Below are 23,530 nucleotides of genomic sequence, written 5' to 3'. Positions count from 1 at the left end.
GCGAGGGAATTTCCGGGAACTGCCCGGCCGGGTCTACCTGGCCGGATAGGGCCGGGCCAGGCCGCCGGACACGGGTCACCGGCTCCGCTCTCCGGGCTCTCAGGCCGAGGTTCCAGCCTTCGGCTTCTACAGCCTCGAATCCGGGTCTGGGTCACCAGGCTTGGGAGACCAGACACTCGACTCTCGGTTCAGGGTTCCGGAGCCGAGACCCTGGGTCCTGGGTCCTGGGTTCGAGATCCCAGAGCCCGGAGCCCAGACCCCCGGTCCCGGGTTTCGAGGCTCCAGGCTCCGGGTTGCAGGTCCCCGATCCTCGGTTCAAGGACTCAGGCTCCGGAATCCACACCCTTGGTTCCAGGGGCGGCCTCGGTTCCGGGGGCGGGGTTCTCGGGCCGTCAGATCGCGTTGAGGCTTATGGCCAGTTCGTCGAGGCCCTTCACGACCAGGTCGAAGCGGTCCGTCGCGCGCGGAGGATCCCCGACGGGGCGTTCGACGTAGGCGGTCCGCATACCCAGGGCCTGCGCGCCCCGAAGGTCCCAGGCATGGGCGGCGACCATGAGCAGGCGGTCCGGCGGGCAGTCCGCGTTCGCGATCGCGAGCCGGTACACGTCGGGATGGGGTTTGTAGCCGCGCGCGTCCTCGGCGGAGAGCACCTGGTGCCAGCGGAGCCCGGCATGTGCGCTGATACGGGTGAGCGCCGAGTGGCTGGCGTTCGACAGTCCGACCACCGGGAAGTACGAGGCGATCCGGTCCAGCGCGGAGGCGGAGTCCGGCCACGGCGCCAACCGCTGCGCGGAGGCCGCCAGCGAGCGGATCGCGTCCGCGTCGTCGACACCGGCCTCGGCCGCGACGCGTGTGGCCGCTTCGAGGTCGATCACCGTGCTGTCGGCGTAGGGGCGGCGGCCCGCGAGGATCTCCTGCTGCTGCTCGTCGACATGCCTGTTCCACACCTGGACCAACTCGCGCGCCCTCACGTCGTCGATGTCCGGGAGCAGTGTCCGGATGCCGCGTCCGACACCACCGGGCTCATCGACCATGGTCCCCAGGACGTCGAAGACGATCACGTCTATGTCGGAGGGTGAAGTCACGAGAAGCGCTCCCTAGGTTCCTCCGCTGCGCCACCCGGGATGTGTGGGGACTCAGTTACAGGAGGGTTCAGTGATCCGCCGGGCACGTTGGCGAGCATAGTGCGGGTCCCCCCAGCCGTTCCCGCCGGAGGGGGTCAACGGCTCCAGCGGTTCCCCCGGTCCCGACGGCACCGGACGGTCGGCACGGCCCCAGCCGCCCCGCAGGAGGGTCGGCACACGGGGCGGCCACCACGCAGAAGGCTCGGCACGGCCGACCACAGCACGGGACGACCAGTACGCGGGACGCTCGGCACGGCCGAACACCGTCCAGACCGGCCGACAGGGTCGACCACCGCGCGGAACGACCAGCACGGTCAGCCGCCGCGCAGGGCGGTGCGCGCGGCCTCCAGGGTCGTGGTGCGGTAGGCGGCGCCGAACAGGCACACATGGACCAGCAGCGGATGCAGCTGGTGCAGGGCGACCCGCGACCGCCACCCGGAGGCCAGCGGCGCCACCTCGTTGTAGGCGTCGCGGACCCGTTCCAGGTGGGGCAGGCCGAACAGGGCCAGCATGGCCAGGTCGGCCTCACGGTGCCCGCCGTGCGCGGCCGGGTCGATGACCACCGCGTCCTGAGCCCGCCAGAGGACGTTGCCGCTCCACAGGTCGCCGTGGACGCGCGCGGGCTCCTCGGGTTCTCCGGCCAGGTCGGCGACGGCGTCGACCACCTTCTCGACCACGCGGCCGTCGGACGGGGTGAGGGAGCCCTGGTCCAGGGCCTGGCGCAGGTAGGGGCGCAGGCGCTGCTCGGCGTAGAAGCGCGGCCAGTCCCGGGAGGGGGTGTTGTCCATGGTCAGGGGGCCGATGTAGCCGGGCCAGTCGGCGCCGAAGCAGTCGGCGCCGGTCAGGTGCATCCCGGCGAGTTGGCGGCCGAGGCGTTCGGCGGCCTGGACGGTGGGTTCGCGCTCCTCGATCCACGGCAGGACGAGGATGCGGTCGTCCCAGGCCACGACGTCGACGGCGGGTGAGCCGAAGGTCCGGCCCAGCCAGTCCAGGCCGCGCGCCTCGGCGGTGAGCACCCCGTTGGGAGGGGCTCCGCGCACCAGGGACTTGACGAACAGGCGGGTGCCGTCGGTGAGTTCGGCGTAGTAGATGTCCCAGTCGTGGCTGCTGCCCGCGCGGGCGGCGCGCCTGACGTCGCGGTCGAGCAGGACGGTGAGGCGTTCGGCCATGGTTCCGTTGACCGGGTCCCTGCGGCGGCCCTCTCCGGGCCCGTCGCCGCCGTCGCCTCCGAAGTCCCGCACGATCCGCTCCCCCCTCACCCGCGCTACCGCCTCAACCGGGTGACGAGTTCGCCGGTGAGGCCCTTGGCCGCGGACTCCACCATGTTGAGTACGGCGGTGAACCCGTCGTCGCCTCCGTAGTAGGGGTCGGGGACCTCCGGGTTGGGTCCGGTGCCGGGCGCGAAGGAGCGGAAGAGGCGGACCCGCGACATGTCGAACCCGTACTCCTCACCGTACTCGTCGACGATGCGCCGGATCTCGTCGACGTTGTCCAGGTCCATGGCGAGAACGAGGTCCCGGTCGGCGAGGACCTCGTGGGCGAACTGGCGGGCGGTGTGACTGGTGAGGTATCCGTGCACGCGCAGGGTGGAGGCCGCGCGCGGGTCCATGCCGCCGCCCACGTGCCAGTCGCCCGTGCCGAAGCTGTCCACCGCCACGAGGTCGCTCATCCCGGCGCGTTCGAGGTCGGCGGCGAGGATCTTCTCCGCCATGGGCGAGCGGCAGATGTTGCCCAGGCACACCACACTGACGCGGTAGGGACCAGCGGGGTCACGCGGTTCCGGCAAGCTCATGCCCTTACCGTAACGAAAAACCGTTGCGGCCACGTGTTGTGGCTCCCGCGCGTTCGCCGGGCGGGGCGGGGCAGCGCGAAGCGGGAGGGGTGGGTGGCCCCCCTGTATCCATGGAACCGCAGGCGGGCGCGCCGCGGTAGTCCCCGTGCGCGGCTGTGGACAACCCCGCGGAGGGCCCGCCGCGGCCGAGCGGGCCTCCCCCTGCCGGTCCCCGCGCGGGCCTCTGGCGCTGCCGCGTCCTCCCGTGGGGCGGGCGCGCCGCCTACCCCTTGGGCAGTCGCACCACGCTGACGAAGAAGTCGTCGATCTGCCGGACCACCCGTATGAACTGGTCGAAGTCCACCGGCTTGGGGACGTAGGCGTTGGCGTGCAGGCGGTAGCTGCGCAGCACGTCCTCCTCCGCCTCCGAGGTGGTGAGCACCACGACGGGGATGTGCGCGAGGTCCTCGTCGTTCTTGACCTCCTCCAGCACCTCCCTGCCGTCCTTGCGGGGCAGGTTGAGGTCGAGCAGGATCAGGTGGGGACGGGGCGCGTCGGCGAACTCCTCCTCGCGACGCAGGAAGCGCAGCGCCTCGACACCGTCGGAGACCACGTGCAGGCGGTTGCCCAGCTTGTGTTCCTCGAACGCCTCCCTGGTCATCAGGACGTCGCCGGGGTCGTCCTCGACCAGCAGCACCTCGATGGGATGCACCAACATGACCTCGCTCAAGCTTCCAGACCCCTGCTCAGGGTCCCGCCCCGTGACCGGGGGGAACCGTACCGCCACCGGTGTCGGGCTGGGCGGAGCGGACGCCGCCGGGCCTGTCGCCCGGTTCGGCGCCGTCCTCCCCAGGGTTGTCCGTACCCGTGGGCTGTCGTGCGGCCGTCGGAGCCGAGTCCTCGGGGGTGGTCTCGGCGTCCTCGGTGCCCTCGTCCCCGTTATCGACGGCGAGGGGCTCGGCGGTTCCCCTGTCGGGGGCCGGGTCCTCGTCCTCCGCGGGGTCGGCGGGCAAGGACCAGCATATGCGCGTTCCGGTTCGACCAGAGTCCCGGTCACCTGAGGTTTCGGATTCCCCGGGGTCCTGGGAGCCGGTTTCCAGCCAGATCCGCCCCCCGTGGAACTCCACGATCTTCTTGCACATCGCCAGGCCGATGCCGGTCCCCGTGTACTTGTCCCTGGTATGCAACCGCTGGAAGATCACGAAGATGCGCTCCGCGTACTGCGGTTCGATTCCGATCCCGTTGTCGGAGCAGCAGAACACCCACTCGTCACCGCGCCGTTCGACGCTGATGTGGACCCGGGGGTCCTCCTCGCCGCGGAACTTCACGGCGTTGCCCACGAGGTTGAAGAACACCTGGGTCAGGAGGGTGCGGTCGCCCTGCACGGTCGGCAACGGGTCCCGGGTGACCTCGGCGTCGGCCTCCTCCAGACGGGTGGACAGGCTGCTCAGGGCGTCGTCCAGCGCGTCGTCGAGGGCGACCGGCGCGAAGTTCCTGACCCGGCCGACCCGGGAGAAGGCCAGGAGGTCGTTGATGAGGGTCTGCATGCGCTTGGCGCCCTCGACCGCGAAGTCGATGTAGGCGTCGGCGCGCTCGTCCAGCTGCCCCTGGTAGCGGCGCTGGAGCAGCTGGCAGAAGCTCGCCACCTTGCGCAGCGGCTCCTGGAGGTCGTGGGAGGCGACGTAGGCGAACTGCTCCAGCTCCAGGTTGGAGCGGCGCAGCTCCTCGGTCTGGTTCTCCATGAGGACGGACTGCTCCTGGAGCTTGCGCCGCGCGGAGGCGACCTCGTCCAGGTCCTGCACGATGCGCTCGCGCATGGCGTCCACGTCCTGGCCGAGCCGGACGATCTCGGGCGGGCCGTGCAGGGAGATCCGGTGGGCGTAGTAGCCCTCCGACACCTGGCGCATGTGCCCGGCGAGTTCCTCCAGGGGGCGCAGAACCCACTGCTGGAGCATCACCCACAGGAACACCGACAGGAACACCACGACCAGGCCGACCAGGACCAGCAGGGCCACGACCTGCTGGGTGGCCAGGGTCAGGCCCTCGCGGGCCTCCTTGATCTCCGCCTCCAGCTGGCTGGTGGTGGCGTCGCTGATCCGGCTGAGCTCCAGGAAGAGGACCCGGCCGCGCCGCAGCTCCTCCTGGGTGACCTCCTGGCCGCTGCTGACCCGCTCCAGGGCGGGCTCGGCGAACTCCTCGGTCCACACCCGGCCCGCGGTGAGCAGGTCGTCGACGTTGGTGGCCACCTCGGGGTTGTCCTCGGCCAGCTGGGCCAGGACGGCCTGGTTCTCCGTCAGCGTCAGCTGGCTCTCGACGTAGGGCTGGAGGAACTCGCGGTCCTGGGTGAGGATGTAGCCGCGCAGGGCGTGGTCCTGGGTGAGGTAGGCCGAGTGCGTCTGCTCGACCGCGCTCACGGCGGGTGTCAGGGAGTCGACCTGCAGCGCCAGGGACTCGCGGGCCTGGAACGCCGCCAGGGTGATGACGGACACCGCCACGACCAGGACGACGGCGACCACGGCCAGCAGGCTCGTGACGCGCCGCCGCAGGCTCCACGACTGGTGGGCCGAGCGCTTCCCCTCGCGGTTGGTGCCGTTGACGAAGTGCGTGCCGCCGGTCGAGGCCGCGCCGCGCACGCCGGTGTCCGGGGCGGGCCCGGATCCCTCGGTCTCCATTTCCGGCCCCTCTCCGGTCGCCGGTGTCACTCGGGCTCTCCGTGGGTGATGAGCAGCATCGCCACGTCGTCCTGGAGCGGTCCGCCGTTGCTGCGCTCGGCCTCGTCCACCAGGCGTTCGGGCAGCCCGGCCAGGGAGGTGCCCCGTTCCAGCACGCCGGAGACCATCCGGCGCAGGCCCGCGACCTCCAGGCGGGCGGGCGGGGCGCCGTCGTAGGCGTCCACGAGGCCGTCGGTGTAGAAGAGCATGGTCGCCCCGGTGGGGAGCACGACCGTGTCGGTGTCGGTCTGCTCGACGGGGAAGACGCCCAGGGGAGGCTGCGGGGTGACCCGGGTCTCCTCGACGGCGCCGTCGCGCAGGACCATGGGCGGCGGGTGGCCCAGGACGCGGAGCCTGACCCGGTCGTCGCCGGTGTCCAGGCTGGCCATGCACAGGGTGGCGTACATCTCCTCCTGGGCCCGCTCAGTGACCAGGATGTCCTCCAGGCTGGTCAGCACCTTGTCCTCGTCGACGCCGCCCATGATGAGGGCGCGCCAGGCGATGCGCAGGCTGACTCCGAGCGCGGCCTCGTCGGGGCCGTGCCCGCTGACGTCGCCGATGATGACGTGGGTGGTGCCGTCCTTTTCGACCGCGTCGTAGAAGTCCCCGCCGACCAGGGCGCGTTTGCGGCCGGGGCGGTAGTAGGCCAGGTGTTCCAGGGGCGAGCGTTGGAGCAGGACCTGGGGCAGGAGCCCACGTTCGAGGCGCATGTTCTCGCGGGCGCTCATACGGGCCTCGCGCAGTTGGCGGGCGTTCTCGTCGGCGCGGCGGCGCTCCAGGGAGTAGCGCAGGCTGCGGCCGAGCAGGGAGCCGTCGACCTGGCCCTTGACGAGGTAGTCCTGGGCGCCCGCGGCCACGGCGGCGACGCCCTCGTGCTCGTCGTCGAGTCCGGTGAGGACGACGACGGCGGCCGCGGGTGCGCCCTCCAGGACCTCGCGGAGCAGGTCCAGCCCGTGGGCGTCGGGGAGGTTGAGGTCGAGCAGCACGCAGCCCCGGAAGCCCTCCAGGTGCCGGCGCGCCTCGGCGAGCGTGGGGACCCAGGTGATGTGCGTGGGCAGGGCCGTCTCGTCGAGCAGTTCCTCGGCGAGGAAGGCGTCCCCGGGGTCGTCTTCTATGAGTAGGACGTCAACCGGTTCGACAGCAGCCTCCACCCGCTCGTTCGGGACGGTGTCGTCGCCCAGGAAGACCCCGTCGTGCGGGGCAGCGTCGTTGGCGGAGGCGGCCCGTGCCGCCTCCCCGCCGATCACCGTCACGGGATCGTGCCCTGTTCTCCTGGTATCCACTCATCGCCCTTGGTCTGCCGGTTCGTGGGTGCCGTGTCGCGCCGTGTGATCCCGGGGAGCGCCCCGGGTTCTCCCGGCGGTCCGGACCGCACGACACCCAAACGATAATCGCCCCGGTGACCTGTTGACCAGCGGCCGTGACGAGACACATTCGACGCCGGAGACCGGGATCACAGTCCTGTTCTCCCTGTGTGAGGGCCTGTTGGCCCGCGGTGGGAACCCGCTGACGCTCCGCCCCGACGTGCGGACGGAACGAGCATGTGCCCATGCACGAGCACATGCAGGGTGTGACGGGGGACACGCGTTGGATTTCTTCGAGCGTACCCGAGACCCCTCCGGAGGGCTCGGCGCCCCTGCGGGAGTCGCACTCGGAAGCGGTGCGGCGGCCTCCGTGAGGGAGTCCGGGGCGGAGGGCCCGAAAGCGGAGGGAAGGCGAGCCCGGCACCCCTGGTCACGCCGGCAGATTTTCATGACAGGGTGTCATATCCCCCTTGACAGCTGCCTCCGTCTAAATGACATGATGTCATAAACGTGCCGGACGGAAGGCGGAAGAGCACCGATGAGCGCAACGGCCGAGGTTCCCGCGACGACCGCCCCCGACACCCCCGGGACGTTCTCCGAACGCCTGCGCGCGGCGACCTGGAGCGACCACCAGGCCGCCGAGGACCACGGTTTCACCCGGGCCCTCATGGACGGCACGCTCCCCCTGGACGGGTACACCGGCATGGTCGCCCAGCACTACTTCGCCTACGTCGCGCTGGAGGAGACCGGTCGGCGCCTGGCAGAGGACCCCGTCGCCGGAAGGTTCCACTACCCGGAACTGGAGCGGGTCCCCGCGCTGGTCCGCGACCTGGAGCACCTGCTCGGCGCCGACTGGCGCGACAGGATCGCCCCCACCCCGGCCACCCGCACCTACGCGGCGCGCATCGAGCAGATGGCCGACCACCCCGAGGGGTTCGTCGCGCACCACTACACCCGCTACATGGGCGACGTGTCCGGCGGGCAGTTCATCCGCCGCGTGGCCGCCAGCACCTACGGCCTGACCGACGCGGCCGGCGTCTCCTTCTACGTCTTCGACGCGCTGGGCAGCCTGCCCCGCTTCCGCGCCGGGTACCGGGAGCGGCTCGACTCCCTGGCCCTGGACGGGGACGCGGCCGCCCGCCTGGTGGCCGAGACCCGGCTGGCCTACCAGCTCAACACCGAGGTGTTCGCCGACCTGGGCCGGATGTACGCGCCGGAGCCCGGAGCGGACGCCGACGCCGCCTGACCCCGGCCGCGCGCCCGTCAGGCCTCCGGGGCCCGGCGGGCGCGCTCCTGGTGGCGGCGGGCCTTCAGGCGGTTGCCGCAGGTCCTCATCGAGCACCAACGGGCGGTGTTGGCGCGGCTGCGGTCGAGGAGGAAGAGACGGCACTCGTCGTTGCCGCAGGGACGCAGCCGCCCGGGCCTGCGCTCCTGGACGTCGTACCAGGCGAGCACCAGTTCCACCGCGAGCGTCCGCTCGGGCGGCGCCCGGAGGGTCCACCGCAGGTCCGACCCGTCGATGTCGGGGACCCGGGAGACCCCGGCGAGCACCCCCCGCATCCGCGCCTCGGGCACGGGTCCGCGCGTGGCGGCCTGGAGCACGTCCCTCGCCGTCCGCAGCCAGTCGATCGCCGCCGCGCCATCGGAACCCCCGTGCTCGCGCGCCCACCGCCGCGGCGCGGCGTCGTCGGCCCACAGGTCCCACATCCGGCCGTCCACCACCGGGGTGCTGTTCAGCGCTTCGAGCAGCGCCTCCTCGTCGACCATGTCCACCCGCCTCCCGGACTAACCCTCTTCGTTGACTTGACAGGTTACCCCGCATCCGCTCCACTGGTGGCAGCGATAACCATCAAAGTTGCCCTGGAGGGTTAGTCATGACAGAGATCCGCCACCAGTACGCCACCGTGCGCGGACACCGCGTCTTCTACCGGGAGGCCGGGCCCCGCGACGCGCCCGCCCTGGTGCTCCTGCACGGGTTCCCCACCAGCTCGCGCATGTTCCGCCGACTGATCCCGCGGCTGGCCGACCGGTTCCGCGTCATCGCCCCCGACCACCTCGGCTTCGGCCACTCCGACGCTCCACCCGCCGACGCGTTCGCGTACACGTTCGACGCGCTCACCGACGTCACGGAGGCGCTCCTGGCCGGGCTCGGCGTCACCCGCTACGCCATGTACGTGCAGGACTACGGCGCTCCCGTCGGGTGGCGGCTCGCGCTGCGCGCCCCGCACGCGGTCACCGCGGTGGTCACCCAGAACGGCAACGCCTACGAGGACGGCTTCGTCCCCGAGTTCTGGGCGCCCGTGTGGGCCTACGCGAAGGATCCGGGACCCGCGACGGAACCGGCGGTCCGCACCGCCCTCGGCCTGGACGCGGTCCGCTGGCAGTACCTGCACGGGGTGGACCGCCCCGAACTGGTCGATCCCGACACCTGGACGGCCGACCACCGTGACATCAGCCGTCCCGGCAACGACCTCGTCCAGCTCGCCCTCCTGCGCGACTACGCCACCAACCCGCCCCTCTACCCGCGGGTGCACGCGTACTTCCGGGAGAGCCGCGTCCCGCTCCTGGCCGTGTGGGGAGCCGAGGACCGCATCTTCGGCCCCGACGGCGCGCGCGCCTTCGCCCGCGACCTGCCGGACGCCGAGATCCGCCTGGTGCCCGGAGGCGGCCACTTCCTGCTGGAGAGCCACCTGGACGGTACCGCCAAGCGCATCCGGGACTTCCTGACCCGTACGCTGACGGCGCCCCGGGGATGACGCCCGAGCGGGCGGAACCGGTGGCCGGGCGGGCGCGCCACCGACCGCCCGCCGGTCCCGCCCCGGCGGCGGGGCCCGGTCGTTCCGGAGCCCGGGCGGGGCGCGCGGGCCCCGATCCGCCCCGACCCGCTCAGGGCCCTACGGCTCCCTGCCGGCCGCCCTGCCACCACCGTCGCGCACGGTCACCGAACACCGCCACGGTCCGCCCCCGGGCGTGACACCATAGGAGGATGCCCAAGATCACGGCGCCGACCATCGCCGCCCACCGTGCCCGCACACGGGATCGCATCATGGACGCCGTCGACGAGCTGATCCGGACCCAGGGGATCGACCGCATCTCCATGACCGACGTGGCCAACTCCGCGGGGATCACCCGTACCGCCCTGTACAACTACTTCCCCGACAAGCCCGCACTGCTCCTGGCCTTCACCGAGCAGGTCAACAGCGCGTTCGTCGAGCGGTACAGGCGCGAACTCCCCTCGGGCGTCTCGGCGGCGCGGCGGCTCTCGGCGTTCGTCCGCCTCCAGTTGGAGGGCATCATGGCGCATCCGCACCCGCCCGCCGCCGAACTCGGGGCCAGCCTCGGCCCGGACGCCTACCAGGCGCTCGCCGCCCACGTGGCGCCCATGCAGCGCCTGCTGACCGAGATCCTGGAGGAGGGCACCGCCGCGGGCGAGTTCGACCCCCTGCCCGCCGAGCCCGTCTCCCGGCTGGCCCTGTCGATGGTCGGCTCCCAGCGCCTGCCCCTCGTCAGCGGGGAGATCGACCTCGACGAGACCCACGCCCTGGTCACGCGGTTCGTGCTCCGCGCCCTCGGCGTGGCGACCGAAACCGTGGACACCGTTCTTCCGCAAACGGCCGCGAGGAACACCCGGAGTGGTGACTCGTAAACACGCAGTCATAAGGGCTGGCCCATAACCTGCGCCACAACGTTGGCGAGGCGATATCAAGTCGCAACGGTACGGCGACATCGGTCAGAATCGGTGACCCCGCCCGCCCCTCGGGGCGGTCGCCCCTTCGACCGAGTGTGAGGCCCTCTCCGACGTGTCCCTCGTACTGATCCTCCTCGGCGCCGTCCTGGTGGCGGTCGCCATGTTCAACAAGGTCCCCAGCTACGTCCCCGGGCGGATCCCGGCGCCCCGCCCCGGCCGCGGCGGCTCCGTGGCCGCCGCGCAGAGCCCGGAGATGGTGCGCCCCCGCGTGAGACTGGTGTCGGCCCGGCTCACCGAACCGGGCAAGGCGCTGCTCACCACACTCGGCGGAAGCGCGCTGATCGTGGCGTTCTTCCTCACCCTGTCCGGTCTGTGAACCCCGGCCGGTCCCTGGGCACGGACCGGCCGATCCGGCCGAGCAGCCGCGCCGGGGAGCCGTCACCGCGTCCGGCCGGGTAACCGGGGTCGCGCGTGCTCCCGCCGCCGGCCATGCGCAGCAGCAGGCCGCCCGCGGCGGTGGCCGCGAGCCCGCCCGTCACCGCGGCGGCCGCGGCCAGCCGCTCGCGGAAGCGGGTGTCGCGGTGCGCGGCCATCTCCGCGATGGCGCGGTCCGTGGCGCCGAAGGCCCCGCCGCACAGCAGCGGGTCCAGCTCGTGGGGCCGCCACCGCGCCTGCCAGGGGCTCAGCGGGGGCAGTCCGCCGGGCACCGACGCCGTGCGCGGCTTCCAGCGGACGGGCCCCGTCGCGCCGCCCGGGCCGGGGGCCGGGTCCGGCACCGCGAGCCGCTTGGGCGCGGGACCGCCGTAGCGCAGTTCGCCGGGGGCGTTGGTGAGCATCTCCGCGAGCAGCTTGGCGCAGGCACGGGCGTCGCCCAGCGCGGTGTGCTGTCCGGTCGGCCAGTCGCCGCTGAGCCGGTGGGAGGCCTTGGGCAGCGAGTACCGCTCCAGCTCCACCTGCGAGCGCAGCGCGCGCAGCGTGCACAGCCCGGCCTGGCCCGTGGGCAGCCCGGCGGGCACCAGCTCCGAGGCCAGGAAGCGCTGTTCGAAGTCGAGGTTGTGGCCGACCACCACCGCCCCGGAGAGCAGTTCGGTGAGTCTGGGCACCACCTGGGCCGCGGTCGGGGCGCCCACCGTGTCGCCCTCGCCGATGCCGTGGAACTCCCGGCCGCCCACCGGCGCGCGCGGGTCGATCAGAGTGCTGAACTCCTCCACGAGCTTGCCGTCGCCGCGCACGCGCACCACGGCGATCTCCACGATGCGCGCGCCCTCGCGCGGTTCGAGGCCGGTGGTCTCCATGTCGAGCACCGCGTACTCCAGGTCCGCCGCCCGCATGCCGACCCTGCGCCGGGTCAGCGCGCCCATCCGCAGCGTTCCCATCGTGTGCCCCACTCCCTCGTACCTCGTGTCGAACGGCCGTCCCGCCTCGCCGCGTACCGGCAACGACCTTACTCCCCGCGTCCGACAGCGGACCCCGCGCACGTGGCGGGCCCCTCCCGGCGGCGGGGCGGCCGACCGCTCCGGTCGGCCCCCGGGCCGCGAGGCGCCTGCGGTCGGGCCGGTTCCGCGACCGCGGGGCGACCGGAAGAAAGGGGGGTTATGTAACGTTCTCAGTCGTGTCCACCCACAGGCGGACACTCCACGCGCACCCTGACCCGACCTCAACGGCGAGGAGAAGCCCGCATGCCCCAGAGCCCGCTGCCCGAGTACGTCCCCCTGGCACAGGTCGTCCGGTCCGGAATGCTGGAGAGCGTCCACTACGGCGCGGTCGTCGGACTGGCCGCGGACGGCCGGATCGCCTACGCGCGCGGCCCCGTGCACCAGCCCATGTTCCCGCGCTCCTCGGCCAAGCCCTTCCAGGCGCTGGCGATGCTGCGGGCGGGCGCGCGCCTGGAGGGGCCCTCGCTGGCCATCGCCGCGGGCAGCCACTCCGGTGAGGAGGCGCACACCGCCGAGACCGAGCGCATCCTGGCCGCGGCCGGGCTCACCGCCGACGCCCTGGGCTGTCCCCCGGCCGCTCCCGGCGGCAAGGAGGCGCGCGCCGCGTTCGTGCGCGCCGGACGCGAGCCCGAGCGCGTGCTGATGAACTGCTCGGGCAAGCACGCGGGCATGCTCGCCGCCTGCGTCGCCCGGGGGTGGAGCACCGGGGACTACCTGGAAGCAGAGCACCCCTTCCAGGTCCTGGTCCGCGAGACCATCGAGGAGCTGTGCGAGGAGCCGGTCGCGCACACCGCCGTGGACGGCTGCGGGGCGCCCCAGATGGCGGTCTCCCTGACCGGTCTGGCCCGCGGTCTGTGGCGCATGCGCACCGCCCCCGAGGGCGGTCCGGAACGGGCCGTGGTCGAGGCGATGAGCGCCCACCCGCTGTACGTGGCGGGCAGCGACCGGATCGACACCGAACTCATGAGGCGGATGCCCGGCCTGGTGGCCAAGGGCGGAGCCGACGGAGTGCTGGTGCTCAGCGCCGCCACCGGCGAGACCGTCGCCGTCAAGATCAGCGACGGGGACGCCGAGGAGCGGGCGCGTACGCTGGTCGCACTCGACGCGCTGCGGACCCTCGGTGTGGACGTCTCCCCCGTCCAGGACCGGCTGCGCGTGGACGTCCTCGGAGGTGGCGCCCCCGTCGGCGAGGTCCGCCCACTCTGACCGACCCCGACCTCGGGGAACCACCACCGGAAGGGACACCACCGTGCGGGACACCCTCAACGACATCGTCGTCGTCGGCGCGGGGATGGCCGGGCTGCACACGGCCGAGGCGCTGCGCGAACGCGGGTACGAGGGGCGGCTGACGCTCCTGGGCGAGGAGGCGCACCGGCCCTACTCGCGGCCTCCGCTGTCCAAGGAGGTCCTGACCGGGGTGGGTATGGAACCCGCGGGCGGCGGCCCGGGCTGGCTGGTGGGCCACCGGGCGCTGCGCCTGCGCGAGGACGAGGCCGTGGACGCGCTGGACCTGGACTTCCGTCCGGGCAGCCGGGCCGTGGGGCTGGACACCGCCGCCCGTGAGGTGAGCGTGTCCGGTCCGGACGGCGCCGCCTCGACGGTGCGCTACGACGGCCTGGTGATCGCCACGGGCGCGCGGGCGCGCCGCCCCGCCACCGACCTGGCGGGCGTGTACGTGCTGCGCACCCTGGACGACGCCGAGGCGGTGCGGTCGGAGTTCGACTCCGGTGGTCGGCTGGTGGTGGTCGGGGCCGGTTTCGTCGGCGCCGAGGTGGCGGCCAGCGCCCGTGCGGTGGGCATGGACGTGACCCTGGTGGAGGCGGCGCCCACACCGCTGACCCGGGTCGTGGACCCGAGGATCGGCGAGGTCCTCACGGAGCTGCACCGGGAGAACGGCGTCGACGTGCGTCTGGGCGTGGGCGTGGCCGGTTTCGAGGGCCGGGGCCGGGTGGAGCGGGTCCGGCTCGCCGACGGCTCGGCGGTGGAGGCCTCCCTCGTGGTCGCCGGGATCGGCGTGCACCTGAACACCGAGTGGCTGCGCGGGTCCGGGGTGGAGCTGCTGGCCGACGGCTCGGTGGCGTGCGACGAGTACTCCGCGACCCCGGTGCCGAACGTGTACGCGGTCGGCGACCTGGCGAACTGGCCGCACCCGCGCTACGGCGGGCGGATCCGCCTGGAGCACTGGACCAACGCGGGCGAGCAGGGCGAGGCCGCGGCGCACAACCTGTTGGCGGGCGACGGCGGGCGCACGCCCTTCACTCCGGTGCCCTACTTCTGGTCCGACCAATACAAGATGAAGGTCCAGCTGCTGGGCCAGGGCGCGCCCGCCGATCAGGTCGCCTTCGTGCACGGCTCCCCGGAGGACCGAAAGTTCGTGGCCTTCCTGGGCCGGAGCGGAATGCTCACCGGTGTGCTGGGGCTGCGCTCCACGCCCAAGACCATGCGCTACCGGGGTCTGCTGGAGAAGCCGACGACGTGGGACGAGGCGTTGGCGGCCGCGGGGGTCACTCCCGCACGGTGATGGCCCTCTTGGGGCACATGCGTTCGGCCTGGCGGACGCGTTCGTGGGACGCGGCGGCGGGTTCCTCGGTGAGCAGGTAGAGGAAGTCGTCGTCGCGGACCTCGAAGACCTCCGGTGCGGCGGCCGTGCACAGGGCGTTGCTCTCGCACTGGTCGTAGTCGACCTCGACTCGCATCGTCGCTGGACTCCTCGCGCGGAAGGGGTGTGACCCCCGACTCTAGCCGGGACGGCCGTGCTGTACGGGCTCGGACGGGCACACCGGCGCACGTCCATAACTTCGCTTTTGTCCATAAAACGGATGTTGTGTGAACCACCAGTGCGCACACGCTGTCCCACTGCCGACAGCACCGGGCCGTCCGGTGCCGTCGGGAAAGGGGCACACGGGTGAGCGAGGACGAGACCACCGGGAATCCCGAGAACCGTAGGTCGGCGGCGGAGGCCGCCCCCGTGCCGGGGCCGAACGGGGCCCCCGTGCCACCGGGTCCAGCGGGGCGGGTGGAGCGGGAGGGGCAGCCGGGGCAGGTGGATCCACCGTTACGAACCGGGCGACTGAGTCCGTCGGAAGTCTCAGGACGGCCGGGCCCGCCGGAGCAGGAGCGGTATCCGGTCCCTCCAGGTCAGACGGGTCACCCGGGACAGGTGGGGCAGGCAAGCCCGCGGAGCGCCCACCGGGAACCGCAGCAGTACGGCGCGACGTCCGCGCATCTGTCCTACGCCCAGCACTACCAGCAGACGTACCACGACCCGGCCTACCGGTACCGGGAGCGGCCGCGGGTGCCCCTGCCCCGTGCGCCCGCGTGGCTGCCGGTCGCCGTGCTCGGCGTCGGCGTGGTGGCCGCGCTGCTGGCCACGTTCGACCGGCCCGGGATCGGCCTGGTCATCACCGGTGTGGTCGCGGGTCTGACCGCTTTCGCCGCGCTGATGGTGCGCCCGGCCGTCCCCGAGAGCGGTATGGAGGACGAGGAGGAACGAAGCGGGGAGCCGGGGCCCGGGGGCTCTTCCGGCACCGCTGGGAACACGCGGACCCCCGTGGCCGGGGGTTCGGGTCTCCCCGGTCCGACCGTCCGGGGCGGTCCCGCCAAGGGCGACGAGGGAGCGCGGTCAGAGGACTCCTCCAGCGCCGCGAATTCCGGTGTCCCCGATCCGGTCGCCCAGAGCGGCCCCGCCAAGGACGACGGACAACCGCGGCCCGAGAACTCCTCCGTAGCCGCAGCGGACGCAGAGCAGGCCGGGGTCTCCCCTGAGACCGAAAATCCGGCTTCTGGGGCCGCAGAGGCCCGCGAGGGTTGCGGGGCCGATCCCTCGGCCGAGACGGAAGGGGCGTCGGAGGCCACGGAGGCCGGTGAATCCGACAGCGGCGGAACACGTACGCCTGGAAGCGAAGAGGCCACCGGCGCCACCGGCATCACCAGTGCTGGCGAGGCTGGCGAGGCTGGCGAGGCTGGCGAGGCCACCAATACCGCCTCCACCGGTGCTGGCGAAACCGCTACCGCTGAGGCCGCCGGGACCGCTCCAGGCGCCGCACCCCCAACCGGGCCCCTCCCCCACCCCGCAGCACCACACGCCACTGCCACCGCCTCCCCATCCACCTCCGGCCCTCAGCCCGCCCCCACTCCTCAGACCTCCTCCCACCCCACAGCCCCACACACCCCAGCGGCCTCTGCCCCCCACCCCTCTGTTCCTCACTCCTCTGCCGCCCCCGCCCCTGACCCCGAACCCACACCTGACCGCTACCCCCACACCTGGTCGGCGGTCTACGGCGTGCTCGCCGCCGCCCTGCTGTTCACGGCGGTGTTCCGGGACGCGGGCTGGGTGCTCCTGTGGACCCTGACCGCGTCCTTCCTCTTCGCCTCGATGGCCTTCGCCGCGCGCAACCCCGCCTCCCGCCAGGGCGCGGTGGGCGTCGTCACCGGCTCGCTCGCCCTGTTGCGCAACCTGCCCTCCACACCGCGGTTCCTGGCCGCTCCGCTACAGAGCTCGCGGTCCCGCCGCCTGGTCGGGCCGGTCCTGGTCACCACGGTGGCCACCGTCGGGCTGCTGCTCGTCTTCGGCGTGCTCTTCGCCTTCGCCGACCCGGTGTTCGGCAGCTACCTGGGCCGGATGTTCACCGACCTGTTCAGGGAGGGCGACCTCAACCCGTTCGGCGACCTGTTCGCCATGGTGACGGCGATGCTGCTCACCGGTTCCGCCGTGCTGGCCGCGCGCCGCCGCCACGCGCCGAGGCACGCCCCCCACACCACTCCCGTGGACTCCCTCCCCGTGAACCCCTCCCGCGAGCGGACTCCCCTGCCGGTGTGGGTGTGGACGATCCCGCTCGGCGCCCTGGTCCTCCTGTTCACCGCGTTCCTCGCGGTCCAGGCCGTCGCGATGTTCGGCGGCGACGAGTACGTCCAGCGCGTCGCCGGGGTCACCTACGCCGAGTACGCACGCCAGGGCTTCTTCCAGCTGGTCGTGGTCAGCCTGCTCGTCCTGTGCGTCATCGCGGTGGTCGTGCGCATCCTGCCCTCCAGCACCACCCGTGTCCTGCGCAACGTCCTGCTCGGGCTGCTGTGCACGCTCACCCTGGTCATCCTGGCCTCGGCGATGCTGCGCCTGCAGCTGTACATCGACACCTACGGGCTGACCCGGATGCGGGCCAGCGCCGAGGCGTGGATCGTGTGGAGCGCGGGGGTGTTCGGCCTGCTGCTCGTGGCGGGGGCGCTCGACACCCTGGGCCGGTCGGCAGCCTGGCTGCCCCGGGTCACGGCCGCCCTGGCCGGAACGGCACTGGCCGTGTTCGCCTACGGCAACCCGGACCTGCGGATCGCCGAGAGCCACCAGGACCTGGACCTGTCCACGGTCGACACCTGGTACCTGCGCGACCTGTCCGCCGACGCGATCCCCGGCCTGCTCGAACTGGAGGGCAACGAACGCGACTGCGCCCTGGTGGGGTTCCAGGACCTCGTGGAGGAGGCCGACGACGCCGGGTTCGCGTCGTGGAACCTGTCCCGCCACCGGGGCCTCCAGCAGCTGGACGAACTGGGCTTGTTCGAGATCGGCGGCCAGGCCGGGATGAGCTGCTCCTACGAGCGCGGCTACTAGGGAGGCGGCGGGCGCACGCCCCCGCCGCCCCGCTCCCGGCGAACGCCTCGCGCGATCCCTCCCGCGCACGGCTCCGGCCGCGTTCGCGCCCCGGCCTGGCCGGACGGGGCGCGCGGGGCTCGGGGCGCGCATAAGCACGGGGGCTCCACCCCCGCGTTCCGCCCGCAGACCCTGGGCGGCCCTCCCGCCCCGGGACCGGACCGCCTACTTCGCGAAGCGGTCGGTCGCCTCGATCAGGTGGTCCAGGATGCCCGGCTCGCTGAACGCGTGCCCCGCGTCGTCCACGATGTGGAATTCCGCCTCCGGCCACGCCTTGTGCAGGTCGTAGGCGGTGCGGGCCGGGGTGCACACGTCGTAGCGGCCCTGCACGATCACGCCGGGGATGTGCCGGATCGCCTCCGCCCCGTCGATGAGCTGGTTGGGCTCCAGGAACCCTCGGTTGACGAAGTAGTGGTTCTCGATCCGCGCGAAGGCCAGCGCGTAGTCCTCGTCCGCGTGGTGCTCGCGCAGCTCGTGGTTGGGCAGCAGGGTGACCGTGGACCCCTCCCACACGCTCCACGAGCGCGCGGCGGCCAGGCGCTCCTCACGGTCGGGCGAGTTCAGGCGGCGCGCGTAGGCGGCGATGAGGTCGCCGCGCTCCTCCTCGGGGATGGGCGCCAGGTAGGACTCCCACAGGTCCGGGAAGAGCTGGGAGGCGCCCTCCTGGTAGAACCAGCGCAGCTCGCTCTCGCGCAGCGTGAAGATGCCGCGCACGACCAGCTCGCTGACGCGGTCGGGGTGGCGCTGGGCGTAGGCCAGCGCCAGGCAGCTGCCCCAGGACCCGCCGAAGACCTGCCAGGACTCCGCGCCGATCATCTCGCGCAGCCGCTCCATGTCCTGCACCAGCGTCCAGGTGGTGTTGGTGGACAGGTCGGTGTCCATCTGGCTGGCGTGCGGGGTGGAGCGGCCGCAGTTGCGCTGGTCGAACAGCAGGATCCGGTACCGCTCCGGGTCGAAGAGCCTGCGGTGGTCGGGCACGCATCCGCCGCCGGGGCCGCCGTGCAGGAACACCACGGGCTTGCCCGCGGGGTTGCCGCACAGCTCCCAGTAGACGCGGTGTCCGTCGCCGACGTCGAGCATCCCCGAGTCGTACGGTTCGATGGGCGGGTACAAGGTACGCAAAGCGTGGGGCCTTTCGTGGACGTGTTCGTGTACGTGGTTCCTCCCCGGGGACCCCGGCGGAGTCGGGCGCCGCGGACGGAGGTGTCCGGCGGACGCCTGACGGAGAACGACGAGGAGAGGGTACGGCGTCCCAGCTGTCCACCGGGCGCGAACACACAGGGGACGCCGTCAGAGGCGGTCGAGCAGCTCGGCCTTCTTGGCGCTGAACTCGTCGTCGGTGAGCAGGCCCTCGGCGTGCAGCCGCCCGAGTTCGCGGATCTTGGCGAAGATCGCCTCGCTGCCGTCGTCGTCCGCCGCTCCGAGCGCGGCGCGCTCCTGCCGGGGGTCCCCGGCCGCCGCGACGTGGGCGTTGACGGTGGCGGCCATCAGCAGGGTCTCCTCGCTGCCCTTGGTCCCGTGCGAGGCGAGCGTGAAGAAGTCGTGGTCCAGCGCCGTGGCCTCGGGGATGGTCACCCCGCGCAGCACGATGCGCAGGTAGCCCTCGGTGACGTCGACCGGCGGGTGCCAGTGGGCGGTCTCGATCTCGGAGAGCTGGTAGTCGCGGGCCTTCTCCTTCTGCTTGGCCGTGCTGGCCAGCCAGTTGTCCCACTGGAGGCGCACGCGGGTGCCGTCGAAGGAGGCAGTGCCCTCGGCGGTGCGGACCTGGAGCGGGGGCCGGGCCACCAGTCCCCGGGCGACCTCGCGCGGGTCGAGTTCCCCGGTCAGGGTCTCGCGGGCGAAGCGGGCCGAGGAGGCGATCTGCTCGGAGTAGTACTCGGCGAGGAGTTCTCCGTCGTGCGGGCCGGTGATCAGCAGCGGGGTGAGCGCGTCCCGGCCGGGGACGCCCAGGAGCGCGTAGGGGTCGCCGCCCTCCACCAGCCGCAGCCGCAGCCGCCACCCGTGCTTGCGGGTGCCCCGGTCGAAGTCGACCTCGCGGACGGCGGCCAGCGGAACCGAGCAGCTCCCCAACGACCGGAACAGGGCGGGCACCTTGCGGCCGGAGTCGAAGCGGACACGGATCGTCTCGTCGTCGATCCGCCAGGTTCCGTGGTGTCCGCGAAGTTCCTCCATGTCCACACATCCTAGAGCCAGCGGGACCCGCCCCGCGGGGCCGCATGCGGTCACCGTCCCGGTTCGCGGCGACGGGCGCCCGACGGCGGGTGGGGCGGTGCTCTCCAGGGCCTCCGCCTCACCGCACACGCGCCGCCCACTGCCCGCCACCCCCGACGGACTCCACGCCCGGCACCTGCCCCGTCCGGGCGCCCGGACCGTCCCCCGAGGTCAAGGGCCCGTCCGGACCACGGGCCCCAAGCGTCACGGCGGCGCATCCCGGGTAGGACCAGCGGGGCACACCCGTTGCACCGCCCCGCCCGGGCGGGACCGGCGGACAGTGCGGTCGGCACCCTGTCCACGAACCGGAGGTCGCCACATGTCGAGAGAGACGGCAGCCGCGGGCGCGGCCGAGTTCCGCGCCGCCCGGGACCTGCTCCTGGACCTGCGCGAGGACCAGGGGAGGGCGCACCGGGAGTTCACCTGGCCCCGGTCGGACCGGTTCAACTGGGCGCTGGACTACTTCGACGAGGTGGCCGGGCGCCGTCCGGACCGGACGGCGCTGTGGATCGTGGAGGAGGACGGCGGCCAGGCCAGGTACACCTACCGGCGGATGTCGGAGCGCTCCGCCCAGGTGGCCAACTGGCTGAACAACCAGGGCGTGCACCCGGGCGACCGGATCCTGCTGATGCTGGGCAACCAGGTGGAGCTGTGGGAGACCCTGCTCGCCGCGATCAAGCTCGGCGCCGTGGTCTGCCCCACCCCCACCTCCCTGTCCGAGGGCGACCTGCTGGACCGGCTGGAGCGCGGCGAGATCGCGCACGTGGTGTGCTCGGCCGCCGAGACCGAGAAGTTCGCCCCGCTGCGGGGGCACTGGACGCGGATCTGCACGGGCTACGTGGAGGGGTGGCTGAACTACACCGACTCCGAGCACGCCGGTCTGGACTTCCACCCCCCGCACCCCACCCACCCCGACGACCCCCTGCTGCTGTACTTCACCTCCGGCACCGCCGCCCTGCCCAAGCTGGTCGTGCACACCCAGCGCTCGTACCCGGTGGGACACCTGTCGACCATGTACTGGCTGGGCGTGCGGCCGGGCGACGTCCACCTCAACGTGTCCGAGCCGGGGTGGGCCAAGCACGCCTACGGCAGCGTGTTCGCGCCGTGGAACGCCGAGGCGACGGTGCTGGTCGTCAACCAGGAGCGCTTCGACGCGGCGGGGCTGCTGGACGCGGTCGTGCGCTGCGGGGTGGACACGCTGTGCGCGCCGCCGACGGTGTGGCGGACGCTGGCGCAGGCCGACCCCGCCGTGTGGGACGTGGGGCTGCGCGAGGCGGTGGCCGCCGGGGAGCCGCTCAACCCCGAGGTGGTGGACCGCGTGCGCGAGGCCTGGGGCGTGACCGTGCGCGACGGGTTCGGGCAGACCGAGACGACCGTACTGCTGGGCAACGGCCCCGGTCAGCGGGTGGTGCGCGGGTCGATGGGGCGCGAGATGCCGGGCTACGACGTGGTGCTGACGGACCCGGCCACCGACGAGCCCGCCGACACCGGGCAGATCTGCGTGGACCTGGCCCGGGAGCCGGTGGGGGTGATGAAAGGCTACGCCGACAACCCCGGCCTCAGCCGCGAGGTGGTCCGCGGGGACCGCTACCGCACCGGTGACATCGCCAGCCGGGATTCGAACGGTTACATTACCTATATCGGTCGATCCGACGATGTGTTCAAGGCCTCAGATTACCGCATCTCACCATTCGAACTCGAAAGCGTTCTGGTCGAGCACGAATACGTGGTCGAGGCGGCCGTCGTTCCCTCCCCCGACCCGCTGCGGCTGGCGGTGGCCAAGGCGTACGTGGCCCTGGCCGAGGGGGTGGCCCCCGACGCCGAGACCGCGCGGTCGATCCTGGCCCACGCGCGCGAGCGCCTGTCACCGCACCAGAGGGTGCGCCGCCTGGAGTTCGGTGAGCTGCCCAAGACCGTCTCCGGTAAGATCCGTCGCGTGCAGCTGCGTCGGGCCGAGGCCGAGCGCGGCACGGTCGCCGACGGCGCGCGCAACCCGCGCGAGTACTGGGAGGAGGACCTCCCGGGGTTGGAGCGGTGACCGACCGGGCTCCGGAGCCGCTCCCCGACGGAAATGGCCGCGGGAACCGGGAGAATTCCGTCTCACGCAATGAGACGCTTTTCGGCGCCCGAAACCGGTGTGGTGTTTTCTGTCACGCGAACCGTGCCGGCCGACGCGGCAGCGGAGCGCCGAACCGTCCGCGCTACTGTTTTCATAAGACGGTTTTCGTGGCGACAGCGGAAAACACGACAGACGGGACCCGAGGGGAACACCATGCCGAGCACCAACGACACCCGGGTGGCCAGTTACAAGCCGCTCATCGCGCCCCGGGACCTGCTGGCCGAGCTCCCGCTGGGCGCCGAGCGCAGCGCCCTGGTCGAGGAGTCCCGCGCCGAGGTCAAGCGGGTGCTGGACGGTGACGACGACCGCCTGCTGGTCGTCGTGGGCCCCTGCTCGGTGCACGACCCCGAGTCCGCCATGGACTACGCCCGCCGCCTGAAGGAGCTGGTGCCCTCCCTGCGCGACGAGCTGTGCGTCGTGATGCGCGTGTACTTCGAGAAGCCGCGTACCACCGTCGGCTGGAAGGGCCTGATCAACGACCCCGGCCTGGACGACACCTACGACGTGCACCGGGGCCTGCGCACCGCGCGCAAGCTGCTGCTGGACATCAACGCGCTCGGGCTGCCCGCCGGGACCGAGTTCCTCGACCCCATCACCCCGCAGTACATCGCCGACGTCGTCTCCTGGGGCGCGATCGGGGCGCGCACCACCGAGAGCCAGGTGCACCGGCAGCTGAGCAGCGGCCTGAGCACGCCCGTGGGCTTCAAGAACGGCACCGACGGCGACGTCCAGGTGGCCGTGGACGCGGTCGGCGCCGCCGCCGCCTCGCACACCTTCTTCGGTATCGACCCCACCGGCGCCGGTTCGGTGGTCGTCACCGAGGGCAACCCGGACTGCCACGTCATCCTGCGCGGCGGCCGCAGCGGCCCCAACTTCGGCGCCGGGCAGGTCAACGCCGCCCTGGACGTCATCGAGGGCGCCGGGCTGCCCCGCCGCCTGATGATCGACGCCAGCCACGCCAACAGCGGCAAGGACCACACCCGCCAGCCCGGTGTGGCCGCCGCGATCGCCGCCCAGGTCGCCGAGGGCCAGACGGGCGTCATCGGCGTGATGCTGGAGAGCTTCATCGTCGAGGGGGCCCAGAAGCTGGGCGACCCCGCCGCCCTGACCTACGGCCAGTCGATCACCGACAAGTGCATGGGCTGGGAGACCACCGGCGAGGTGCTGACCCAGCTGGCCGAGGCCGTGCGCCAGCGCCGCAAGGCCTAGATCGTTGATGGGGGTTTGGTGTCCTGGTCAGTGGTCGTAAGCGATCAATGACCGCTTGACCGGGGCACCCACCAGCCAGTTGTGCCAGATCGCGGCGTTGAGCGCGCAGATACGCTGGCACACCCTGGCCCACAGCCCCTCGCTGGTGCGCGCGGCGTGGCGTTCCAGACCGAGTTGGTTCTTCAACGTCCAGATGACGGCCTCGATCCGCTGCCGCAGCCAGGACGGGAACACCTCCACCCCGGGTTCGGGCTCGTCCCCGCGCACCGGACGGATGAGCGGATGGCCCAGCTTCGCCGCAGCGGCCTCGATCCCG

At 72.5% G+C, this 23,530-nt stretch carries 21 protein-coding genes and 1 pseudogene; 9 read left to right on the top strand and 13 right to left on the bottom strand.

Going from position 1 to position 23,530, the window contains the following annotated elements; translation table 11 throughout:
• Window positions 1-392: 392 nt before the first annotated feature.
• The 6 genes from G011_RS0100110 to G011_RS0100085 all read right to left on the bottom strand — a co-directional run bounded on the left by G011_RS0100110 (window position 393) and on the right by G011_RS0100085 (window position 6,859).
• Complete coding sequence (locus tag G011_RS0100110; RefSeq protein ID WP_026337863.1) at window positions 393-1,085, bottom strand: haloacid dehalogenase type II; 693 nt, start codon at window positions 1,083-1,085, stop codon at window positions 393-395.
• Between the two features lie 353 nt (window positions 1,086-1,438).
• Complete coding sequence (locus G011_RS0100105) at window positions 1,439-2,365, bottom strand: fructosamine kinase family protein (RefSeq protein ID WP_036552110.1); 927 nt, start codon at window positions 2,363-2,365, stop codon at window positions 1,439-1,441.
• Window positions 2,366-2,388: 23 nt separating this feature from the next.
• Entirely contained in the window at window positions 2,389-2,916 is a 528-nt protein-coding gene (locus G011_RS0100100) for a low molecular weight protein-tyrosine-phosphatase (protein ID WP_026337862.1), read from the bottom strand.
• 262 nt (window positions 2,917-3,178) lie between these two features.
• A complete protein-coding gene (locus tag G011_RS0100095) occupies window positions 3,179-3,613 on the bottom strand; it encodes a response regulator (protein ID WP_013151498.1) in 435 nt (144 codons plus the stop codon).
• 28 nt (window positions 3,614-3,641) lie between these two features.
• A complete protein-coding gene (locus G011_RS29405; protein WP_019606670.1) occupies window positions 3,642-5,567 on the bottom strand; it encodes a sensor histidine kinase in 1,926 nt (641 codons plus the stop codon).
• A gap of 26 nt (window positions 5,568-5,593) precedes the next feature.
• Window positions 5,594-6,859 carry a PP2C family protein-serine/threonine phosphatase gene (locus G011_RS0100085; RefSeq protein WP_019606669.1) on the bottom strand — a complete coding sequence of 422 codons (1,266 nt, stop codon included), beginning with the start codon at window positions 6,857-6,859 and terminating at the stop codon, window positions 5,594-5,596.
• A 589-nt stretch (window positions 6,860-7,448) separates the two neighbouring features.
• Between G011_RS0100085 and G011_RS0100080 the strand changes: the two genes are divergently transcribed.
• Window positions 7,449-8,156, top strand: a complete 708-nt coding sequence (locus G011_RS0100080; protein WP_019606668.1) for a heme oxygenase (biliverdin-producing) — start codon at window positions 7,449-7,451, stop codon at window positions 8,154-8,156.
• 17 nt (window positions 8,157-8,173) lie between these two features.
• Here the strand turns inward: G011_RS0100080 and G011_RS0100075 are convergent, their stop codons facing one another.
• Window positions 8,174-8,677: a CGNR zinc finger domain-containing protein gene (locus tag G011_RS0100075; protein WP_036552105.1), complete on the bottom strand. Its 504-nt coding sequence runs from the start codon at window positions 8,675-8,677 to the stop codon at window positions 8,174-8,176.
• Between the two features lie 107 nt (window positions 8,678-8,784).
• On the opposite strand from G011_RS0100075, the gene G011_RS0100070 reads away from it, so the two are divergent.
• The 3 genes from G011_RS0100070 (at window position 8,785) to G011_RS0100060 (ending at window position 10,974) form a co-directional block, all read left to right on the top strand.
• A complete protein-coding gene (locus G011_RS0100070) occupies window positions 8,785-9,666 on the top strand; it encodes an alpha/beta fold hydrolase (RefSeq protein WP_019606666.1) in 882 nt (293 codons plus the stop codon).
• Window positions 9,667-9,896: 230 nt separating this feature from the next.
• Window positions 9,897-10,556, top strand: a complete 660-nt coding sequence (locus tag G011_RS0100065) for a TetR/AcrR family transcriptional regulator (protein WP_019606665.1) — start codon at window positions 9,897-9,899, stop codon at window positions 10,554-10,556.
• Between the two features lie 154 nt (window positions 10,557-10,710).
• Window positions 10,711-10,974 (top strand): hypothetical protein, encoded by a 264-nt coding sequence (locus G011_RS0100060; RefSeq protein ID WP_019606664.1) that lies wholly within the window; start codon window positions 10,711-10,713, stop codon window positions 10,972-10,974.
• On the opposite strand, the gene G011_RS0100055 is transcribed toward G011_RS0100060, so the two are convergent.
• The gene (locus G011_RS0100055) at window positions 10,955-11,974 is read right to left on the bottom strand and encodes a PolC-type DNA polymerase III (protein ID WP_019606663.1); all 1,020 of its coding nucleotides are present in this window, start codon (window positions 11,972-11,974) and stop codon (window positions 10,955-10,957) included. The genes G011_RS0100060 and G011_RS0100055 overlap by 20 nt on opposite strands.
• 303 nt (window positions 11,975-12,277) lie before the next feature.
• Between G011_RS0100055 and G011_RS0100050 the strand changes: the two genes are divergently transcribed.
• Both G011_RS0100050 and G011_RS0100045 read left to right on the top strand, forming a co-directional pair.
• On the top strand, window positions 12,278-13,240 hold the full coding sequence (locus G011_RS0100050; protein ID WP_019606662.1) for an asparaginase: 963 nt from the start codon (window positions 12,278-12,280) through the stop codon (window positions 13,238-13,240).
• 43 nt (window positions 13,241-13,283) lie between these two features.
• Window positions 13,284-14,555 carry an NAD(P)/FAD-dependent oxidoreductase gene (locus G011_RS0100045; protein WP_019606661.1) on the top strand — a complete coding sequence of 424 codons (1,272 nt, stop codon included), beginning with the start codon at window positions 13,284-13,286 and terminating at the stop codon, window positions 14,553-14,555.
• Here G011_RS0100045 and G011_RS0100040 read toward each other — a convergent pair.
• Together G011_RS0100040 and G011_RS32745 are read right to left on the bottom strand one after the other, a co-directional pair.
• Entirely contained in the window at window positions 14,539-14,730 is a 192-nt protein-coding gene (locus G011_RS0100040; RefSeq protein ID WP_019606660.1) for a ferredoxin, read from the bottom strand. The two genes, G011_RS0100045 and G011_RS0100040, sit on opposite strands and share 17 nt — an antisense overlap.
• A gap of 574 nt (window positions 14,731-15,304) precedes the next feature.
• Entirely contained in the window at window positions 15,305-15,436 is a 132-nt protein-coding gene (locus tag G011_RS32745) for a hypothetical protein (protein WP_255342106.1), read from the bottom strand.
• An 880-nt stretch (window positions 15,437-16,316) separates the two neighbouring features.
• Here G011_RS32745 and G011_RS0100030 point away from each other — a divergent pair.
• Window positions 16,317-17,636 carry a DUF4153 domain-containing protein gene (locus G011_RS0100030; protein WP_019606659.1) on the top strand — a complete coding sequence of 440 codons (1,320 nt, stop codon included), beginning with the start codon at window positions 16,317-16,319 and terminating at the stop codon, window positions 17,634-17,636.
• 204 nt (window positions 17,637-17,840) lie between these two features.
• Here G011_RS0100030 and pip read toward each other — a convergent pair whose 3' ends face one another.
• Together pip and G011_RS0100020 are read right to left on the bottom strand one after the other, a co-directional pair.
• Window positions 17,841-18,797 carry a prolyl aminopeptidase gene (gene pip / locus G011_RS0100025; RefSeq protein ID WP_026337861.1) on the bottom strand — a complete coding sequence of 319 codons (957 nt, stop codon included), beginning with the start codon at window positions 18,795-18,797 and terminating at the stop codon, window positions 17,841-17,843.
• A 168-nt stretch (window positions 18,798-18,965) separates the two neighbouring features.
• Window positions 18,966-19,847, bottom strand: a complete 882-nt coding sequence (locus G011_RS0100020; RefSeq protein ID WP_019606657.1) for a DUF4429 domain-containing protein — start codon at window positions 19,845-19,847, stop codon at window positions 18,966-18,968.
• A 358-nt stretch (window positions 19,848-20,205) separates the two neighbouring features.
• On the opposite strand from G011_RS0100020, the gene G011_RS0100015 reads away from it, so the two are divergent.
• Window positions 20,206-21,924, top strand: coding sequence for an AMP-binding protein (locus tag G011_RS0100015; RefSeq protein ID WP_019606656.1), 1,719 nt, complete (start codon window positions 20,206-20,208; stop codon window positions 21,922-21,924).
• A gap of 234 nt (window positions 21,925-22,158) precedes the next feature.
• Window positions 22,159-23,214, top strand: a complete 1,056-nt coding sequence (locus G011_RS0100010; protein WP_019606655.1) for a 3-deoxy-7-phosphoheptulonate synthase — start codon at window positions 22,159-22,161, stop codon at window positions 23,212-23,214.
• Window positions 23,215-23,241: 27 nt separating this feature from the next.
• On the opposite strand, the pseudogene G011_RS31970 reads toward G011_RS0100010, so the two are convergent.
• Window positions 23,242-23,530 (bottom strand): annotated as a pseudogene (locus G011_RS31970) (hypothetical protein); the annotation flags it as partial.

The organism is Nocardiopsis sp. CNS-639 (assembly GCF_000381685.1).
GTDB lineage: Bacteria > Actinomycetota > Actinomycetes > Streptosporangiales > Streptosporangiaceae > Nocardiopsis > Nocardiopsis dassonvillei.
The sequence above is the reverse complement of the archived record's forward strand: the minus strand, read 5'-3'. Positions and strand labels throughout refer to the sequence as shown.

What these genes read in the sequence shown, in the direction of transcription:
- G011_RS0100055 (WP_019606663.1), bottom strand. Translation starts at nt 11,974, where the DNA reads ATGGGAACGCTGCGGATGGGCGCGCTGACCCGGCGCAGGGTCGGCATG.
- G011_RS0100050 (WP_019606662.1), top strand. Translation starts at nt 12,278, where the DNA reads ATGCCCCAGAGCCCGCTGCCCGAGTACGTCCCCCTGGCACAGGTCGTC.
- G011_RS32745 (WP_255342106.1), bottom strand. Translation starts at nt 15,436, where the DNA reads ATGACCAGGCCGATCCCGGGCCGGTCGAACGTGGCCAGCAGCGCGGCC.
- G011_RS0100080 (WP_019606668.1), top strand. Translation starts at nt 7,449, where the DNA reads ATGAGCGCAACGGCCGAGGTTCCCGCGACGACCGCCCCCGACACCCCC.
- G011_RS0100010 (WP_019606655.1), top strand. Translation starts at nt 22,159, where the DNA reads ATGCCGAGCACCAACGACACCCGGGTGGCCAGTTACAAGCCGCTCATC.
- G011_RS0100040 (WP_019606660.1), bottom strand. Translation starts at nt 14,730, where the DNA reads ATGCGAGTCGAGGTCGACTACGACCAGTGCGAGAGCAACGCCCTGTGC.
- G011_RS0100100 (WP_026337862.1), bottom strand. Translation starts at nt 2,916, where the DNA reads ATGAGCTTGCCGGAACCGCGTGACCCCGCTGGTCCCTACCGCGTCAGT.
- G011_RS0100015 (WP_019606656.1), top strand. Translation starts at nt 20,206, where the DNA reads ATGTCGAGAGAGACGGCAGCCGCGGGCGCGGCCGAGTTCCGCGCCGCC.
- G011_RS29405 (WP_019606670.1), bottom strand. Translation starts at nt 5,567, where the DNA reads ATGGAGACCGAGGGATCCGGGCCCGCCCCGGACACCGGCGTGCGCGGC.
- G011_RS0100020 (WP_019606657.1), bottom strand. Translation starts at nt 19,847, where the DNA reads ATGGAGGAACTTCGCGGACACCACGGAACCTGGCGGATCGACGACGAG.
- G011_RS0100070 (WP_019606666.1), top strand. Translation starts at nt 8,785, where the DNA reads ATGACAGAGATCCGCCACCAGTACGCCACCGTGCGCGGACACCGCGTC.
- G011_RS0100075 (WP_036552105.1), bottom strand. Translation starts at nt 8,677, where the DNA reads ATGGTCGACGAGGAGGCGCTGCTCGAAGCGCTGAACAGCACCCCGGTG.
- G011_RS0100065 (WP_019606665.1), top strand. Translation starts at nt 9,897, where the DNA reads ATGCCCAAGATCACGGCGCCGACCATCGCCGCCCACCGTGCCCGCACA.
- G011_RS0100095 (WP_013151498.1), bottom strand. Translation starts at nt 3,613, where the DNA reads ATGTTGGTGCATCCCATCGAGGTGCTGCTGGTCGAGGACGACCCCGGC.